This is a genomic window from Hymenobacter segetis, from assembly GCF_038448715.1.
In the GTDB taxonomy this organism is placed as follows: Bacteria; Bacteroidota; Bacteroidia; order Cytophagales; family Hymenobacteraceae; genus Hymenobacter; species Hymenobacter segetis.
Window position 1 is genome coordinate 1 of record NZ_JBCEVZ010000019.1, and the last position, 16345, is coordinate 16345.

Genomic DNA, 16345 nt, shown 5'->3' on the forward strand with positions numbered 1-16345 from the left:
GTCAGAAGGGCAGCTGGTCCAGCTCCGGCTCCTGCCGGAAGCTGTGCTGCGGCTCTGCAACAGCGGTACCATTAGCCTCGCCCGCAGCCGGAGCAGCGCCTTGCGGCCGGCCACCCAGCATCGAAATCTCATCGGCGATGATTTCCGTGATGTAGCGCGTCTGCTGGTCCTTGTCCTGGTACTGGCGGGTGCGCAGTTTGCCCTCGATATACACTTGCTGGCCCTTTTTGAGGAACTTGTCAGCCATGTCGGCCAAGCCGCGCCACGCCGAAATGTTGTGCCATTCGGTGCGTTCCACGCGGTTGCCTTGCTTGTCCTTGTAATAGTCGTTGGTGGCGAGGGTGAAGTGAGCCACGCTCACACCGCCTTCCAAATGGCGCACTTCGGGGTCTTTGCCCAAGTTGCCTACCAAAATCACCTTGTTCACTCCGGCCATATTATTGCACGTTAGGAAATACAGAATTGAAAAAGCCACCCGGCCTTTTCTGTCTCAAAGATAAGAAATTAAATTTGCCAGGCAATATTTTTTGCTAAAAATAAAGGCTGAAAAATCTAATTTATTTAGGCAAAGGTATTTTAAAGGTTTTGGTCACAATAATTAGCAATCAGCTTCGGCTTGGGCAAGGCCTCAATCTCCGCCGCTGAATACGCCCGAAGCCCCAAATCCCGCAACGTAGCATCCGGCAACGGCTCTGCCAGCGCCATCGGGTGAAAACGAGCCTCCAGCTTCTGGTGGCTCAATACGTGCCGGTACGCCGCGCTGGGCTCGGCAGCCTGGCTGGTGTCTAGATTGGCACCCAACGCCTCCAAATGGCGCAGTAGCTCAGCAGCAGGTAATTCCGCGACGGTGGTTTCGGCCAGCGCAAAGTCATACAGGCCTTGCCAGATGTCCTTCTCGCGGCGCTCCCGCAGATATGTCTGCTCGCCGTGGCGCAGCACGAAGTAATGGAAGTAGCGCGTGCGCGACGCCTTGGCCTTGCTTTTCACCGGCAGCAGCGCCACCTGCCCGTGCTGAAATGCCCAGCACTGGTGCTGCATGGGGCAAAACAGGCAGTCGGGCTTCGCCGGCGTGCACTGAATGGCCCCAAACTCCATAATGGCCTGGTTGAAATCGGCCGGCGTGCTGGCGGGGATGTGCTGGTCGGCCACGGCCTGGAATTCCTTGCGCGAGCTGGGCGCGGCGATATCGGAGTGCAGTCCAAAAATGCGGGCCAGCACGCGGTACACGTTGCCATCGAGCACGGCCACTGCCTCGTCGAAGGCAAACGACGCAATGGCCGCCGCCGTGTAGGGCCCCACGCCGCGCAGCTTCAGCAATTCGGCATAGGTGCCGGGAAACTTTCCGGCATATTCCGTCACCACCTGCTGGGCCGTGCGGTGCATGTTGCGGGCCCGGGAATAGTAGCCCAGGCCCTGCCAGTAGCGCAGCACTTCGGCCTCGGGCGCGGCGGCCATGTCGTGCACGGTAGGGTAGGCCGCCAGGAAGGTTTCGTAGTAGGGAAGGCCCTGCGCCACACGGGTTTGCTGCAGAATAACTTCCGAGAGCCAGATGGCGTATGGGTCGCGGGTGTGGCGCCAGGGCAGGTCGCGCTGGTGGCGTGGGTACCAAGCCAGTAGGGCCGAGGCCAGAAAGGAAGGGTGAGCGGTTTTTACGGTCAAAATTTTGAAAGCGAATAATTTGGGCCAACACCTAGTTTAGAAGGGTTGATTGGTAAAACAAAAAAATGGGGTTACCTTTGTGGCCCCAATTCAAGGGCGAACCGCTTACCGGGCAAGGGCTTACGCTGGAATTTGGGACTTTTTTGCCTAAAACTGTATTTTTTTCAACCACTCTAAGTACCATACCAACGTGACTAAAGCTGAGGTAATCGCCGAAATCTCCACGAAGACCGGCATCGAGAAAGCTGATGTATTGATGACTGTTGAAGCCTTCTTCAAAGTCGTGAAAGATTCGATGACCGAGGGCAACAACATTTATGTACGCGGCTTTGGCTCGTTCGTAAACAAGAAGCGTGCTCGTAAAGTAGCCCGCAACATCTCGAAAAACACGTCCCTCATCATCGAGGAGCACTACATTCCGAGCTTCAAGCCGTCGAAAACCTTCGTGGCTAAGATTAAGAACAGCAAGAAGGTGAAAGCCGTTGCGGCCAAAGCCTAATTTTGTTTGTTAAGAAGCTGGCCGGTGGATTAACCTCCTGCCAGTTTCCTAACTACAATGAATTGCCGGCCGCGCCGCCGGTGTCTTTTCCGCAAGGGAAAGCCCGGCGGCCGGCTTTTTTCAGCTAATGGCTACTACTCGCACCGCTCCGCATCAATTGGTCCTCGTCGCCGCCGCGCTCGCGCTGGTTGGCGGCTTATACGTGTTGCCCAAGGGCATCATGAAGCCGAAAGAGAGCAAATCGGAGCTGAACAAGGACGCTGCTGCCACGGCCAACCGTGACGGCGGCGGCATGGCCACCAATGGCTCCAAAACCGAGGCTTCCTCGGGGCCGGTACCCGCTACCGCTACCGAAAACAAAGGCCCCAATGCCGCTCCGCACACCACCACCAGCCCCGCCCAACGGCAGGAACTGGCGCGGTTGCTAGGCGAGTACAAGGCTGCTGCCACGCCTGATGCCAAAGCCACGGTGGCTACCACCCTGGCCCGCCGCTACAACGACGTGGAGCGTTTCGATAGCGCTGGCTACTACCTGGAGCAGGTGGCCCTGGCCAAGCCCAGCGCCCAAAACTGGCAGCAGGCCGCCGATGCCTACTTCCAGGCGTTTAGCTTTGCGGCTACCGATGAGCGGGTGAAACTGCTCGGTGGCAAGGCGCGGGAGCTCTACACCAAGGTGTTGAAGGACCAACCCGGCAACCTCGACGCCAAAACCAACCTCGGCATGGCCTACATGGCCTCCGAAAACCCCGTGCAGGGCGTAACCTACCTGCGCGAAGTGCTGGAAGCCGACCCCCGCAACGAGAAAGCCCTGTATAACATGGGGATACTCGCGGTGCAAAGCAACCAGTTCGACAAAGCCGTGAAGCGTTTCCAGGATTTGGTGAAAGTCAATCCGAAAAATGTGAACGGACAGTTTTACCTCGGCGTAACTTTGGCCCGCACTGGCGCCAAAGAAGAAGCCAAGCAGGCCTTCCTCGCCGCCAAAAGCCTCAGCAACGACCCCGCGCTGGCCGCTTCGGTAGAAGAGGAAATTGCCAAATTGAAATAGCTACGACACAATCAATCACCAACTTAACCCCCAAGCATCATGCCCTGCGGTAAAAAAAGAAAGCGTCATAAGATTGCCACCCACAAGCGCAAGAAGCGCCTGCGCAAGAACCGCCACAAGAAGAAGTAAGCCTCACGGGGCGTAGCGGCGGCCGGCAGTTTTCCTAACGGGAAGGGAGCCAGCCGCCTATCTCTCACGTAGCCTCCCGAGTGGGGCCGCGCCAGATGCTTTTCCCGTGGCTCGCGAGGGAAGCCAGAACCGTCAGGTTCTGGCTTCCCTTTGCCGGTTTCGGGGTAGGCCTTCGACGGCATTACCGGCAGGTTACTTTAACTAAATCAAGGCTTTGAGTAATGAATTAGTCATTAATTCTACTCAGGAAGGCGAGCGAATAGCGTTGTTGCAGGACAAGCGGCTGATTGAATACCACTTCGACCGCAACGACACCAACTACTCAGTAGGCGACATCTTCCTGGGCACCGTGAAAAAGGTGATGCCCGGCCTGAACGCAGCGTTCGTAGACATTGGCTACGAAAAAGACGCGTTTTTGCACTACGGCGACCTCGGCGAGCAATTCCCTTCCTTCACGAAGTGGGCGCGCACGGTACAGAGCGGCCGGGCGCCCAGCGCCGGGCTGGAAAAATTCACGTTTGAACCCGTCCTCGAAAAAGTGGGGAAGGCGGAAAGCGTGTTCAAGAAAGGGCAGCAAATCGTTGTCCAAATCATCAAGGAGCCTATTTCGACCAAAGGCCCCCGCGTGAGCACCGACATTTCTATGGCCGGGCGCTACCTCGTGCTGATGCCGTTTTCGAACACCATCAGCGTCAGCAAGAAAATCGTGAGCAAGGCCGAGCGTGACCGCCTCAAGCGGCTCATCGCCAGCATCAAGCCCGAAAATTTCGGCGTCATCATCCGCACCGTGGCGGAAGGACGTGAAGTGGCTGAGCTTGACAAGGATATGCAGGACATGGTGGCGAAGTGGGAGCAACTATATTCCACGCTGCGCACCGCCAAGCCCAACGACAAAGTGCTCGGCGAACTCGGCCGCACCTCATCGATGGTGCGGGATATGCTGAACGAGTCGTTTGACAGCATCACCGTGGATGCTCCGGCGATGTACGATGAGATGCGGGACTACCTGCAAAAAATCGCGCCGGACAAGCTTGGCCTGCTGAAGTTGCACAACTCGAAAATCAAGATTTTTGAGCAAACCGGCATTGAAAAGCAGCTGAAAACGCTGTTTGGCAAGACCGTGACCGTGCCCGGCGGCGGTTACCTTGTCATCGAGCACACCGAAGCCCTGCACGTTATCGACGTGAACTCGGGCAGCAAGAGCAACCAGGAGAACGACCAGGAAGCCACCGCGCTGATGATTAACATGCTGGCGGCCAAAGAAGTGGCGCGTCAGCTGCGCCTGCGCGACATGGGCGGTATCATCGTGGTCGATTTCATCGACATGCGCTCGGCCGAAAGCCGCAAGAAAGTGGAAGACGCCGTGCGCGACGTGATGAAGCTTGACAAGGCGAAGTACACCGTGTTGCCTATCACCAAGTTCGGCCTGTTGCAAATCACCCGCCAGCGGGTGCGGCCGGCCGAGAACATCGTGACCGGCGAGGTGTGCCCCACCTGCGGCGGCACGGGCAAGATTTCGGCCTCCATCCAGGTGACGGACGACATCGACAACAGCATCGACGACCTGCTGGTGAACCAGAACCAGTCGGGCATCACGCTGTCGGTGCACCCGTTCCTGTACGCTTACTACACCAAAGGCCTGATTTCGCGCCAGATGAAGTGGTACCTCAAATACTACAAGTGGGTGAAAGTGGTGAACGACAGCAGCCTGGGCCTCACCGACTACCGCATCGAAGACGAGCGGGGCGAGGAAATCCAGTTGCGTTCGTCGGCCGCCGCCATGAGCCGTTTGCAGGACCGCGAGGTTGAGATTGTGGATTAAGTGAGTGAAATTACTTTCCAACAAAAAGCCCCAGCTTCTTTAGAGGCTGGGGCTTTTTGTTGGCGTTTGGCGATAGGGCTAGAACTTGATGCCTAAGTCTAGGCCGAACGAACTGTTTTTGATGGTTACGTCGGAAAAGCCGCGTTTGCTTTCGAAGTAATGGTCGATGTCAACTAGGCCGCGATGGTAGCCGAGGCCGGCGAATAGCTTCGTGCTCTTGCCCAGCGTGTACTCGGCACCGGCAGCTACAAGGGCATCGGCATCGAAGAAGTAGATGTAGTCGCCGGCTTTGTTTTCAGTACCAGTGACGGGGTCGTTATAGAACTTGTTGCCGTTGATGCGTGTGCCGATGGGCACGTTGAGGGAGCCGCCCACCTGAAAATAAAGGCGTGTGGCCGGCGCAATTTCGTTGGTGAAGAGCTTTACTGTAAGCGGTATTTGCAGGTACTGCGTACTGATTTTCATTGAAACCGGAAAGGGGTTGCCGTTGCCCACGCCACTATTCAGATAGTCGGTATAGCGGATGCTGCCACCCTTGCCCGCCAGTTCCAGGCCCGTGCTGAAGGCGTAATTTTCGCCAAAAAAATAATCGACCACCAATCCGCCACTGAAGCCGAACTGGCTGCCATCGCTGGCAAAGCTGTTTTTGGACGTGGATTCGGCCCGCAGGCTGGTGATGGACGGCGAAACTTTGAGGCCGATTTCGACCTGAGCCGAGGCGCTGCCAATGGTAGCGGCGAGCGTGAAAAGCGCGAGCAATAGTTTTTTCATACGGGTTTATCGTTCAATTGCCGTCGGCAACAGCCGGCAGCCAACAGGTTTTGGCTAATTTTACCTCAAAGTAACGTGCGTGAATACGAATAATTTTGCCTGGCGGCGCTGGCTGCCCCTCTTTTTAGGAATCAGCCTTGGTTTTGGCGGCTGCAAAAGCGGCCCAACCGAAGGCTGCCGCCCCGACGCGGCCGAAGATGCCGCGGCCGTGCCTGTGCGGATTAAGCGGCTGGAGCCAGCCTTTTTTCAGCTAAAGACTCCGGCGCAGGCGCAGCAGTTTATGGATGCCAATCCGGTATTCGCCCGCTATTATTTGCAGCGCCAGCCGGCTACCGAAAAGGCGCTGGATAGTAGTCTGGTGCGCCTAGCTACCAACCCGGCTTTGCAGCAAGTGGGCAAGGAGACGGCTGCCGCATTTCCCGATAGCACCGCCCTGCGCCACGACCTGGGTGAGATGTTCCGGCGGGTGCATCACTATTTTCCTGATTTCCGAGTGCCGCCCACGGTTACTTATGTGAGCGGCTTTCTGGCCAAGGATATCTATGTGAATGACAGCCTGCTGGTGATGAGTCTGGACTGGTTTATCGGCCCTAAAGCCAGCAAGCGGCCCGACCTGCCGCAGTACATGCTGCGCCGCTACACGCCAACCGGCCTCATGCCGCTGCTGGCCCAAGATGTGGCCAGCAAATACAACAAGCACGAGCTCACGGCCAACACTATGCTTGATGCGATGGTGCATGCCGGCAAGTCGCTGTATTTCGCCAGTCTGGTGCTGCCCTGTACGCCCGATTCGGTCTTGATGGGCTATACCAAGCGCGAGATGATTGGGCTTGATGCCAATGAAGGCAGGGTGTGGGGCCATTTTCTAGAGAAGAATTTGCTTTATACCACCATGCCGTTTCTGCTCCAGAAGTACGTGGGCGAGCGGCCCAACGTGCCCGAAATCGACAAAACCTGCCCCGGCCGCGTGGGCCAGTGGGTGGGCCTGCAGATTATCCGCAAGTATGTGGCCGAGCATCCTGACGTGACGCTGGGGCGCCTGATGGCCGAGAAGAATGCCCAGCGCATTCTTAACGACTCGCACTACCGGCCCAAACGGTAGCATTCATTGTAGAATGCACATCGCCGTTTTCAGCCAGTACCACACCAATCCCGACTGTCCGGCCACCAGTCGGCACTACACGCTGCTGGCCCACATTGCCAAAACGCACCGGGTGACGCTGCTGACTACGCCCGCCTGGAAAGGGCAGCGGCTGACGCAGGAATTCCCCTGGGTACCGGAAGGGGTAGCAGTCCGCGAAGCCGACGTGCGGTATGACAATAAAATGGGGCCGGCGCGGCGGGCGCTGGCTTTCGCGCAGTATGCGGGCTGGGCTGTGCGTGAGGGGCTGCGAATTGACAAGCCGGACGTGATTTGGGGCATCAGTACGCCGCTGACTGCCGCTTGGGCAGCGGCGCAGGTGGCGCGCTGGCGGCGGGTGCCGTGGGTGTTTGAGGTACAGGATTTGTGGCCAGCATTTCCCATTGCGATGGGGGCTGTGCCCACGGCATTGGCCCGGCAGCAGCTTTATCAGTTGGAAAAACGGCTGTATAAAAGTGCCCGGCACATCCTGCCGCTTTCGCCCAATATGACGCGCTACGTAACGGATTTGGGCATTCCGGCTTCGAAAGTAACCACCGTGCTCAATGGCACCGACCTGGAACTGGCGGCCCGCGCCACGCCGACGGTCGTGGCCCATCTTCGGCAGGAGCAGGGCCTGGCCGGCAAGCGCGTGGTGCTATATGCGGGCACCTTTGGGCGGGCCAATGATATCCCAACGCTGGTGGCGGCGGCTGAAACAATGGTGGCCGCCGATGCGGAAGTGGTGTGGCTGTTTCTGGGCCACGGGTTTTTCGAGCCGCTGATTGCGGCGGCGGCGGCGCGCTGGCCGGGGCGCATCCGGCTGGTGCGGGGGCAGGCGCGGCATGAGGTGTTCAGCTGGTTTGCGTTGGCCGATGTATCGGTGGTGTCTTTTCTAGGGCTGCCGGTGCTGGATTCCAATTCGCCAGCGAAACTGTACGACTCGCTGGCCGTGGGCACGCCGGTAGTGGTGACTAATGCGGGCTGGACTAAGGCACTGGTGGAGCAGCACGCTTGCGGATGGTACGTGCCCGCTGGCGATGCTCCGGCAATGGCAGCGCAACTCCAGCAGCTGCTACATCAGCCAGAGGTGCTGGCCAAGGCCGGTGCTAACGGTCATGCCTTAGCTGTGCAGGAATTCGACCGTCAGCGCATGGCTGCGCAGGTGCAACGGATACTGGAAGCAGCTGCCAATTGATTTTGTGCCAAGTCGAAAGCCGTTTGTGCTTTCTAGAACTAGTAATTGAACTTTGTGTGCTAAAAAAGCTGCTAAAAGCGCAATTGTAGCCGTTCAGCTTTAAGCTTCCGGAATGGGAACGTAAGCCAGCGCTTTCCCAAAATTCTTCTCGAAGTAAGCGCAACTGGGGGCCAGCGGGCAAATGCTGCATTTGGGCGAGCGTGCCACGCAGATGTAGCGACCATGCAAAATCAGCCAGTGGTGGGCTTTGTTGATTAGCTCTTCCGGGATGTAGCGTACCAGCGCCTTTTCCACGGCCAAGGGCGTGGTGGCCGTTTTCGGCACGAGGCCCAAGCGGTGCGATACCCGGAAAACGTGGGTATCGACAGCCATGGCAGGCTGGTTGTAAATGACGGATGCTACCACGTTGGCTGTTTTGCGGCCCACGCCGGGCAGGCGCTGGAGCTCATCAATGAGGCTAGGGACTTCGCCGCCGAAATCTTCGGTGAGCATTCGACCCAGGCCGGAAAGGTGCTTGGCCTTGTTATTCGGATAGGAAACACTGCGGATGAAGGGGAAAATTTCATCGGCGGAGGCAGCGCCGAGGTGCGCGGCGGTGGGGAATTCGGCCAGTAGCGCGGGCATCACTAGGTTCACGCGCTTGTCGGTGCATTGTGCGCTGAGTACTACGGCCACGATTAACTCATAGGGGTTGCCATAGGCTAGCTCGGTTTTGGGCTCCGGGAAGTTGGTGGTAAAGTAGTCGAGGAAGTAGCGGAAGCGGTTGGCGCGGGTCATGCGGTGGGGCGGATATCAAGCAAAAATAAAACGGTCATGCTGAGCGCAGCCGAAGCATTTCTACCGCAATAGTAAACCCAATCGACAGGATTACTGCTGCGGTAGAGATGCTTCGGCTGCGCTCAGCATGACCGTGGAAATGGTATTGACTAACCGCCTAACTCCGCCAGCGCGGGGTGTGGAGCGGCCGCCACAAGAAATTGAAGGAGCTCAGGACTTGCTCAAGAAAGTGCGCGAGTAGCGCAAAATGGCCTCGGAGGTTTCGGGCCGGGGCTCGCGACGTACTCCGTCGAGCGCCCGCTGGGCCAAAAGGAGGTCGGCGCAGGTCGCGGCCAAGTCCGGGTCGTGCTGCAATGCCTCCTCTACCTCGCGCTGCCTTTCAGCCGGCAATTCGTTGTACACATACTGGAGCAGTGTCGAATGGGGTAATATTTGAATCATAATGATGCAGGGAATTTGCGGTCATTTTCTTCCGCAGGTTTATCAGCGCATAGCGCATCCGGCCCAGCGCCGTGTTAATGCTCACGCCAGTGGCATCAGCAATTTCCTGGAAGCTCATATCGCCGTAATGGCGCATGAGCAGCACCTCCTTTTGGGCGGCGGGCAGTTCCTGGATTAACGCCCGAAGGCGGGTGTGGGTTTCTTCACGGGCCAGAATATCGTCCGGGCCGTCGTCGGCAATGGTTAGGGTATTGTTTAAACGTTCGTTATCGGTGAGGCTGATGTGGGGCACGCGCTTGCCCCGCCGGAACGAGTCGATGGCCAAGTTGTGCGCGATGCGGCAAATCCAGGGCGCAAACTTACCTTCCTCGTTGTAGCGGCCACTTTTCATGGTGTGGATGGCCTTGATGAACGTGTCCTGCAACAGGTCCTCGGCCACGTCCTCGTCGCGCACGATGAGGAGGATGGTCGTGAACACACGACTGCGGTGCCGCTCCAGCAGGATAGCGAAGGCGGATTCCTGGCCGGCCAGGTAGAGCGAGATGAGCGCGGAGTCGCTCGGTTGCATGAGGTCCATAAAGGGCTACGGAATAGGAGAACGTAGAGCTTTATGCCATAGTATGCAGTTACCGAGAAAAAAATTGGGAGCGACGGGCGGTGGTAGGTTTTACCCCGCTAGAATCAGACCAAATGTAGAGAAAGGGAATCCAATTACGCAATAGGTATTGGTGGAAAAATGCCGCAATCTTTTTGAAGATTTCGAGCAACCTTCCTCAAAACTTCATCTAGGGCATTTTTTGGAAAAAATACCTAGGTGTTTTTTTGAAAAAAAGTTTCCGAATCGGGTAAAAAATTTGGGCCGTCTGTATCGCAGTTCATTGGGCGAGCCAGTGGTAGGCGGTGGCTTCGTCGGTGAAGAGGGCGGTTTGGTAGCCTTGTTCGGGGTGAGCCGCGGCGCTGATGGCAGCGGCGGAGCTGGCCGACTGCTCGGTGGCGGCGCGCAGAGGCGAGATGAGGAAGGCAATACGCACCGGTGCGGGGTAGCGGTGCAGGAGCCGGGGGAAGAACTCAGCATTAACCCAAGCGGTGAGGGCGGGAGTGGCCAATTCCTCGCGACGGCGCAGGTCGAGCAGCCAGCGCCAGCAGCCGAGGACATCGCCGGCGGCGAGGATGCCGAGGTAGCCGTGCTGGAGTTCAGACTCGGTGATTTCGCGCTGCCACCGGGCCACGATGGCGGGCAAGTCGGGGCGGGGCGTTATTTCCAGGCCGAAATCTTGCATGAGCGGGGACGAAAGCGCGGTGAATGTCAGCTTGCAAGGTAGGCGAAATGGGGTGGCCAAACCAACCTGCCAAGGCTGGGGCGGGGCTACCTTTGTGGCCGGCCGCCGCACAGGCGGTTTTTGTGTGCTTATGCTGCCATCTGCTGATTCTTCGCCGGCCCATGACCCGTACGCGGCCCTGCGCGTGCCTGATTTTCGCCGGCTGGTGTCGGCTCGCACCTTGCTCACGGTGGCCACGCGCATCCAAGGGCTGGTGGTGAGCTGGCAGATTTATCACCTCACCAATAACCCGCTGGCATTGGGCCTGATTGGCTTGTCGGAGGCCGTGCCGAGCATTGTGGTGTCACTGTATGCCGGGTACGTGGCCGACTCGATGCGCCGCAAGAACATTGTGGTGGTGGCGCTGGCAGTGCTGGTGCTGTGCGCGGCGGCGCTGGCGGTTTTTGCCAGTCCGTACGGCATTCATTTGCTAGCGAAGGATTCGCTGTACACGCTGCCGCTCTACGGGGTGATTTTTGTGAGCGGACTGGCGCGGGGATTCATGGGACCGGCGCTGTTTTCCTTCATGCCACAGCTGCTGCCCGACCGCGCGCTGCTGCCCAACGCCATCACCTGGAACAGCACCACTTACCAAGGCTCGGCGGTGCTGGGGCCGGCCATTGGCGGCTACCTGATTGCGGCCGTGGGCATCACCAATTCTTACGTGGTGAGCACGGCGCTGCTGGCGTTGGCGCTGTTCCAGTTTGCGCGCATTGCCAACCGGCCGCTGCCGCCCATGGAAGGCGAGCGCCTCAACCTGAAAGACAGCGTGCTGAGCGGGCTGCGCTTCATTTTCGGCAACCAATTGGTGCTGGCGGCGCTGTCGCTGGATATGTTCGCGGTGCTGTTTGGCGGGGCGGTGGCGCTGCTGCCGGTGTTCGCGTCGGATATTCTGAAGGTGGGGGCGAAGGGCTTCGGGCAGCTGGAGGCGGCGCCGGCCATTGGCTCGGTGCTGATGGCGGTGTTCCTGACGTATTACCCGCTGCGGCGGCGGGCCGGGCGCAAGCTGCTGTGGGCGGTGGCGGGCTTTGGGCTGGCCACCATTGCCTTCGCGCTGTCCACCAATTTCTGGCTGTCGCTGTTCCTGCTGTTCCTCACGGGCGTATTCGATTCCGTGTCGGTGATTGTGCGCTCCACGCTCATCCACATTTACACCCCGGAATACATGAAGGGCCGGGTGTCGGCGGTAAACAACATTTTCATTGGTTCCAGCAACGAAATCGGGGCCTTCGAGAGCGGCACGGCGGCGCGGCTGCTGGGCACGGTGCGCTCGGTGGTGTTTGGCGGGCTGATGACACTGCTGGTGGTGGCCATCACCACCTGGCGGGCCGATAAGCTGCGCAAGCTGGAATCGGGCACGAAATAACATGCCGCCCCGCCGCCCAGTGGGCGGAGCACCCGGCGCATTTATCCCGGGCCACCGCCCGGTGGGCGGAGCACCCGGCGCGTTTGTTCCGGGCCACCGCCCGATTTTCCGGGTGTACGGCGGTTAGCCGACTGGTTTTGTCAGTAGCGCCGCATAATCCTCCGGCGTGTCCACATCGAGCAAGCCGGCCGGAAAAGGCACCCGCTCCACCGCCGCCCCATAGCCGGCAATGAGCCGCCCGGCCCCAGCTTGGCCCTGCAACTGAAGCAGCTCGGGAAACACCGCTTTGGCAAAAATGGCGGGCACGCCCAGCGTATCGCCGTAGGCCGCGGCCACGATGGACGCTTGGGTTTGCTGCTGCCGCGCCATCAACTCATGCAGCAACTCCGGCGTCAGCAGGGGCTGGTCGGTGAGCATGATGAGCACAGCGGCGGGCCGGGTTTCGGCCACGGCGGCCAGGCCGGCGCGGATGGAGGAGGCCATGCCCGTTTCCCAGTCAGGGTTATGAATGGCCCGGATGGGCAGGCCCGCGACTTCGGCTACTAATTCTTCGTGTAGCGCGCCGGTCACCAGCACAATGGGCGCGCAGCCGCTGGCCACGGCCGTTTCGGCGGCGTGGCGCAGGAGGGTGCGGCCGTGGTAGGGCAGGAGTTGCTTGGGCTGGCCCATGCGGGTGGATGCCCCGGCGGCCAGCAACAGCAACGCCACAGGAGAGTGAGGGACGAGAGTCGTCATTGGAGCTAATAAAAACGTCATGCTGAGCGCAGTCGAAGCATCTCTACCGCGCAACTAATCAGATTTAGTATTGCGGTAGAGATGCTTCGATTGCGCTCAGCATGACGTTCTGAAGGAAAGTTCTTATTTAAACGGCCTTCGTGCCCAAGACTTTATCGGGGGTGATGGGCAGGTCGCGCACGCGCTTGCCAGTAGCGTGGAACACGGCGTTGGCCACGGCGGCCGATACGCCCACCATCGAGATTTCGCCGATGCCCTTCACGCCCATGGCGTTGATGTAGGGGTCGTGTTCGTCGATGAATTCCACGGTCATTTCCGGAATGTCGGCATTCACGGGGATGTGGTAGTCGGCCAGGTCGGCGTTGGTGTAGCGGGCGTAGTGCTGGTCGCGGGCGGTGGCCTCCATTAGGGCCGCGCCGATGCCGAAAATGCTGCCGCCGATAATCTGGCTGCGGGCCGTTTTGGCATTGAGAATGCGGCCGGCCCCGTGCACGCTCACCCAGCGCGTAACGCGCACGGTGCCCAAGTCGGGGTCGACGTGCACCTCGCAGAAGTGCGCGCCGAAGGAGTGCATGGAGTGCTGGCCGGCCTCGTCCTTGTGGGCATCGGGGGCGGCGTTGGCGCTCTGGCCCACTTCGTAGCCCGCGCCGTACTTGCCGCTGCCGCTGCCCTCGATGTCGTCCATACCAGCCCGCTTCATCAGGGCCATAAAGTCCTCGCCTTTGGTCGGGTTGCTTTTCAGCTGAAGGCGACCTTTTTCCATTGCTACGTCTTCGGGCTTCGCTTTGAAGAGCGGTGATTTTGGGTCTTTAATGGCCACTTTCGTCAGCCGTTCCCACACGTCCTGCGCGGCCATGTAGACGGACGACGACACCGTGCCCGCCGCCACCGAGCCGCCTGAGTTGGGCGCGGTGGGTAGCTTGGTATCGCCCAGCTCGAAGCGAATTTTTTCGGGTGGCAGGCCCAGGGAGTCGGCCGCTACTTGGGTCATCACAGTGTAGGTGCCGGTGCCGAGGTCGGTAGCGCCACTTTGCACTACGGCGTGGCCGTCGGCGTAGAGGCGCACGCGGGCCGTGCCCGAGGAGTTGTGCACCGGGTAGCTGGCCGTGGCTATGCCCCAGCCCACGAGCTGGCGGCCGTCGCGCGTGACGCCGGCCTTGGGGTTGCGCTTGCTCCAGCCGAAGAGCTCGGCCCCGCGGGCGTAGCACTCGCGCAGGCTTTTGCTGCTCCATTTCTGGCCGGTGCTGGGGTCTTTCTCGGCGTAGTTCCGCAGGCGAATTTCGATGGGGTCGATGCCCAATTGATAGGCCAAATCGTCCATCATGCACTCGATGGCAAAGGAGCCGGGGGCCTCGCCGGGGGCGCGGGTGAAGGTGGAGGTCATCACATTGGCCCGGCCCAGCTCGTAGTGCGCCTCAAACGTAGGGCACTCGTACAGCATGTTGATGATTTTGCTGTTGCTTTCGGCGTAGTTGTCCCAGGGCGAAGTGGTGGAGGTTTTCTCGTGAATCAGGGCCAGCAGCTTGCCTTCCTTCGTGGCCCCGGCGCTCAGGGTCTGGGTCTGGTCTTCGCGGTGGCCCATGCTCGTAAACTGCTGCTGACGCGTGAGCACCAGCTTCACCGGCCGGCCCAGCGCCTTGGCGGCCTGCACCGTGAGAATGGTGTGCGGCCAACACGAGCCTTTGCAGCCAAAGCCGCCGCCCAGGTATTTGGTGATGACCCGCACCTGGTCCTGCGGCAGGCCCAGGTAGGCCGACAACGACTTCTGCGTGCGCGTCACGCCCTGGGTCGATTCGTACACCGTAAGGCGGTCGGCCGCTTCCCAGATGGCGGTGGTCGCGCCCGGCTCCATGGGGTTGTGGTGGTTGATGGCGTGGGTGTACACGGCCGTCAGCTTCACCGGGGCGCTGGCCATGGCGGCGCGGGCATCGCCGCGCCGGGTGTAACCGTCGGCCTTGCCGTCCTGAATTTTCTCGGGGTTGAAAAGCTGGGCTTTGGGGTCGGTGTAGGCGGCGATGGGCTGTTCGGTGGCGTAAGTCACACGCACCAGGCGGGCGGCGTGGGTGGCGCGCTCGAAGGTATCGGCCACCACCAGCGCCACCGGCTGGCCGGCGTAGTGAATCACGTCCGACGTCATCGGCAGGAAGCCCATGGGCGCGCCAATGGCTTTTTTGCCCTCGGGGTCGTTGGGCGTTTTGGCCAGCTTGGGCAGGTTCTGGTGGGTGTAGATGGCCAGTACGCCGGGCTCTTTGGTAGCGGCGCTGGTATCAATGTTCTGAATGCGGCCCTTGGCAATGTCGCTGGTTTTGAGCACGCCGTAGGTGAGGCCGGGCAGCGGGTATTCGGCCGAATACTTGGCCCGGCCCATCACCTTGTCGCGCCCGTCCACGCGGTTGAGCGGTTTGCCCACCACGCCGGGCGTGGGGGAAGTTTCGAAGAAAGCTGGTTCGTTCTCGTACATGGCTCGGGGAAGGTTAGGATTTGGCGGCCACGTCGGTGAGGGCGCGCACCAGCGTATTCTGGGCCAGCTCTACTTTGAAGCGGTTTTGCTCGCGCGGCTGGGCGTCGCGCACGGCGGCTGCCGCGGCGGCCCGGAAAGTAGCTTCGGTGGCCGGCGCGCCGGTCAGGATTTTCTCAGCCGCTAATGAGCGCCAGGGCTTGGTGCCCACGCCACCCAGCGCCACCCGCGCCGAGCGGATGGTACCGCCTTGCACATCCAACCCCACGGCGGCCGAGGCCAGCGCGTAGGCGTAGGAAGTCCGGTCGCGCACCTTCAGGTACAATGATTTGCGGGCGTGCGCGGCGGCCGGAATGGTCACCGAGACAATCAGCTCGCCGGGTTCCAGCACGGTTTCTTTCTGGGGCGTATTGCCGGGCACGAGATGAAAATCGACCAGCGGCACGCGGCGCTGCTTGCCCTTGGGGTTTTCCAGCAGCAGCACCGCATCCAAAGCGGCGAGGGCCACGGCGAGGTCGCCGGGGAAGGTGGCAATGCAGGATTTGCTGGTACCGAGGATGGCGAGGCCCCGGTTTTCGCCGTCCTGCGCCGGGCAGCCGGAGCCGGGCTCGCGCTTGTTGCACGGAAATGCCGTGTCGCGGAAGTAGCCGCAGCGGGTGCGCTGCAACAGATTGCCGCCGATGCTGGCCATGTTGCGCAGCTGCGGCGAGGCTGCCAGCAGCAGCGACTGCGACACCACGGGGTAGTTCTGCACCACCAGCGGGTGCTCGCCCACGTCGCTCATGCGCTCCAGCGCGCCAATGCGCAGGCCGTCGGCCGTTTGCTCGATACCTTTGAAGGTGAGCATGTTGATGTCCACCAGCTGGTCGTGGTTTTCCACATTCAGCTTCATCAAATCGAGCAAAGTGGTGCCGCCGGCGATGAAGGCGGCATTCTTATCGTCGCGCACAGCAGCGGTGGCGTCTTTCGCCTGCGTGGCTTGGAGGTAGGTGAAGTTGTTCAT

At 60.1% G+C, this 16345-nt stretch carries 16 protein-coding genes; 6 read left to right on the forward strand and 10 right to left on the reverse strand.

The genetic code is table 11. The features are described 5' to 3' along the window. Position 1 precedes the first annotated feature (1 nt). Together AAFH49_RS09820 and mutY are read right to left on the reverse strand one after the other, a co-directional pair. Positions 2-436 carry a single-stranded DNA-binding protein gene (locus tag AAFH49_RS09820; protein WP_342297698.1) on the reverse strand — a complete coding sequence of 145 codons (435 nt, stop codon included), beginning with the start codon at positions 434-436 and terminating at the stop codon, positions 2-4. A 140-nt stretch (positions 437-576) separates the two neighbouring features. Beyond that, positions 577-1659: an A/G-specific adenine glycosylase gene (mutY, locus tag AAFH49_RS09825; RefSeq protein WP_342297700.1), complete on the reverse strand. Its 1083-nt coding sequence runs from the start codon at positions 1657-1659 to the stop codon at positions 577-579. A gap of 157 nt (positions 1660-1816) precedes the next feature. Between mutY and AAFH49_RS09830 the strand changes: the two genes are divergently transcribed. The 3 genes from AAFH49_RS09830 (at position 1817) to AAFH49_RS09840 (ending at position 5157) form a co-directional block, all read left to right on the forward strand. Next, positions 1817-2158 carry an HU family DNA-binding protein gene (locus AAFH49_RS09830; protein WP_317170162.1) on the forward strand — a complete coding sequence of 114 codons (342 nt, stop codon included), beginning with the start codon at positions 1817-1819 and terminating at the stop codon, positions 2156-2158. A gap of 127 nt (positions 2159-2285) precedes the next feature. Next, complete coding sequence (locus AAFH49_RS09835; RefSeq protein ID WP_342297701.1) at positions 2286-3206, forward strand: tetratricopeptide repeat protein; 921 nt, start codon at positions 2286-2288, stop codon at positions 3204-3206. A 343-nt stretch (positions 3207-3549) separates the two neighbouring features. Then, positions 3550-5157, forward strand: a complete 1608-nt coding sequence (locus tag AAFH49_RS09840) for an Rne/Rng family ribonuclease (RefSeq protein WP_342297703.1) — start codon at positions 3550-3552, stop codon at positions 5155-5157. A 78-nt stretch (positions 5158-5235) separates the two neighbouring features. On the opposite strand, the gene AAFH49_RS09845 is transcribed toward AAFH49_RS09840, so the two are convergent. After that, positions 5236-5928: a porin family protein gene (locus AAFH49_RS09845; RefSeq protein ID WP_342297705.1), complete on the reverse strand. Its 693-nt coding sequence runs from the start codon at positions 5926-5928 to the stop codon at positions 5236-5238. 79 nt (positions 5929-6007) lie between these two features. Here AAFH49_RS09845 and gldB point away from each other — a divergent pair, with 79 nt between their 5' ends. Together gldB and AAFH49_RS09855 are read left to right on the forward strand one after the other, a co-directional pair. Then, positions 6008-7030 carry a gliding motility lipoprotein GldB gene (gene gldB / locus AAFH49_RS09850; protein ID WP_342297706.1) on the forward strand — a complete coding sequence of 341 codons (1023 nt, stop codon included), beginning with the start codon at positions 6008-6010 and terminating at the stop codon, positions 7028-7030. Positions 7031-7043: 13 nt separating this feature from the next. Then, positions 7044-8246 (forward strand): glycosyltransferase family 4 protein, encoded by a 1203-nt coding sequence (locus AAFH49_RS09855; protein ID WP_342297708.1) that lies wholly within the window; start codon positions 7044-7046, stop codon positions 8244-8246. Positions 8247-8345: 99 nt separating this feature from the next. Here AAFH49_RS09855 and nth read toward each other — a convergent pair whose 3' ends face one another. From nth to AAFH49_RS09875, 4 genes are all read right to left on the reverse strand, one after another. Further along, positions 8346-9023: an endonuclease III gene (gene nth / locus AAFH49_RS09860; protein WP_342297710.1), complete on the reverse strand. Its 678-nt coding sequence runs from the start codon at positions 9021-9023 to the stop codon at positions 8346-8348. 210 nt (positions 9024-9233) lie between these two features. Next, complete coding sequence (locus AAFH49_RS09865; protein ID WP_342297711.1) at positions 9234-9425, reverse strand: hypothetical protein; 192 nt, start codon at positions 9423-9425, stop codon at positions 9234-9236. Continuing rightward, the gene (locus AAFH49_RS09870; RefSeq protein ID WP_342297713.1) at positions 9403-10041 is read right to left on the reverse strand and encodes an RNA polymerase sigma factor; all 639 of its coding nucleotides are present in this window, start codon (positions 10039-10041) and stop codon (positions 9403-9405) included. The genes AAFH49_RS09865 and AAFH49_RS09870 overlap by 23 nt, the downstream gene beginning before the upstream one ends. A gap of 298 nt (positions 10042-10339) precedes the next feature. Continuing rightward, entirely contained in the window at positions 10340-10744 is a 405-nt protein-coding gene (locus AAFH49_RS09875) for a hypothetical protein (protein ID WP_342297715.1), read from the reverse strand. Positions 10745-10874: 130 nt separating this feature from the next. On the opposite strand from AAFH49_RS09875, the gene AAFH49_RS09880 reads away from it, so the two are divergent. Next, positions 10875-12149 (forward strand): MFS transporter, encoded by a 1275-nt coding sequence (locus AAFH49_RS09880; RefSeq protein WP_342297717.1) that lies wholly within the window; start codon positions 10875-10877, stop codon positions 12147-12149. A 123-nt stretch (positions 12150-12272) separates the two neighbouring features. Here the strand turns inward: AAFH49_RS09880 and AAFH49_RS09885 are convergent, their stop codons facing one another. The 3 genes from AAFH49_RS09885 to AAFH49_RS09895 all read right to left on the reverse strand — a co-directional run bounded on the left by AAFH49_RS09885 (position 12273) and on the right by AAFH49_RS09895 (position 16345). Then, on the reverse strand, positions 12273-12884 hold the full coding sequence (locus tag AAFH49_RS09885; protein ID WP_342297719.1) for a nucleotidyltransferase family protein: 612 nt from the start codon (positions 12882-12884) through the stop codon (positions 12273-12275). A gap of 127 nt (positions 12885-13011) precedes the next feature. Then, positions 13012-15345 (reverse strand): xanthine dehydrogenase family protein molybdopterin-binding subunit, encoded by a 2334-nt coding sequence (locus tag AAFH49_RS09890; protein ID WP_342297721.1) that lies wholly within the window; start codon positions 15343-15345, stop codon positions 13012-13014. 13 nt (positions 15346-15358) lie between these two features. After that, the gene (locus AAFH49_RS09895; RefSeq protein ID WP_342297723.1) at positions 15359-16345 is read right to left on the reverse strand and encodes an FAD binding domain-containing protein; all 987 of its coding nucleotides are present in this window, start codon (positions 16343-16345) and stop codon (positions 15359-15361) included.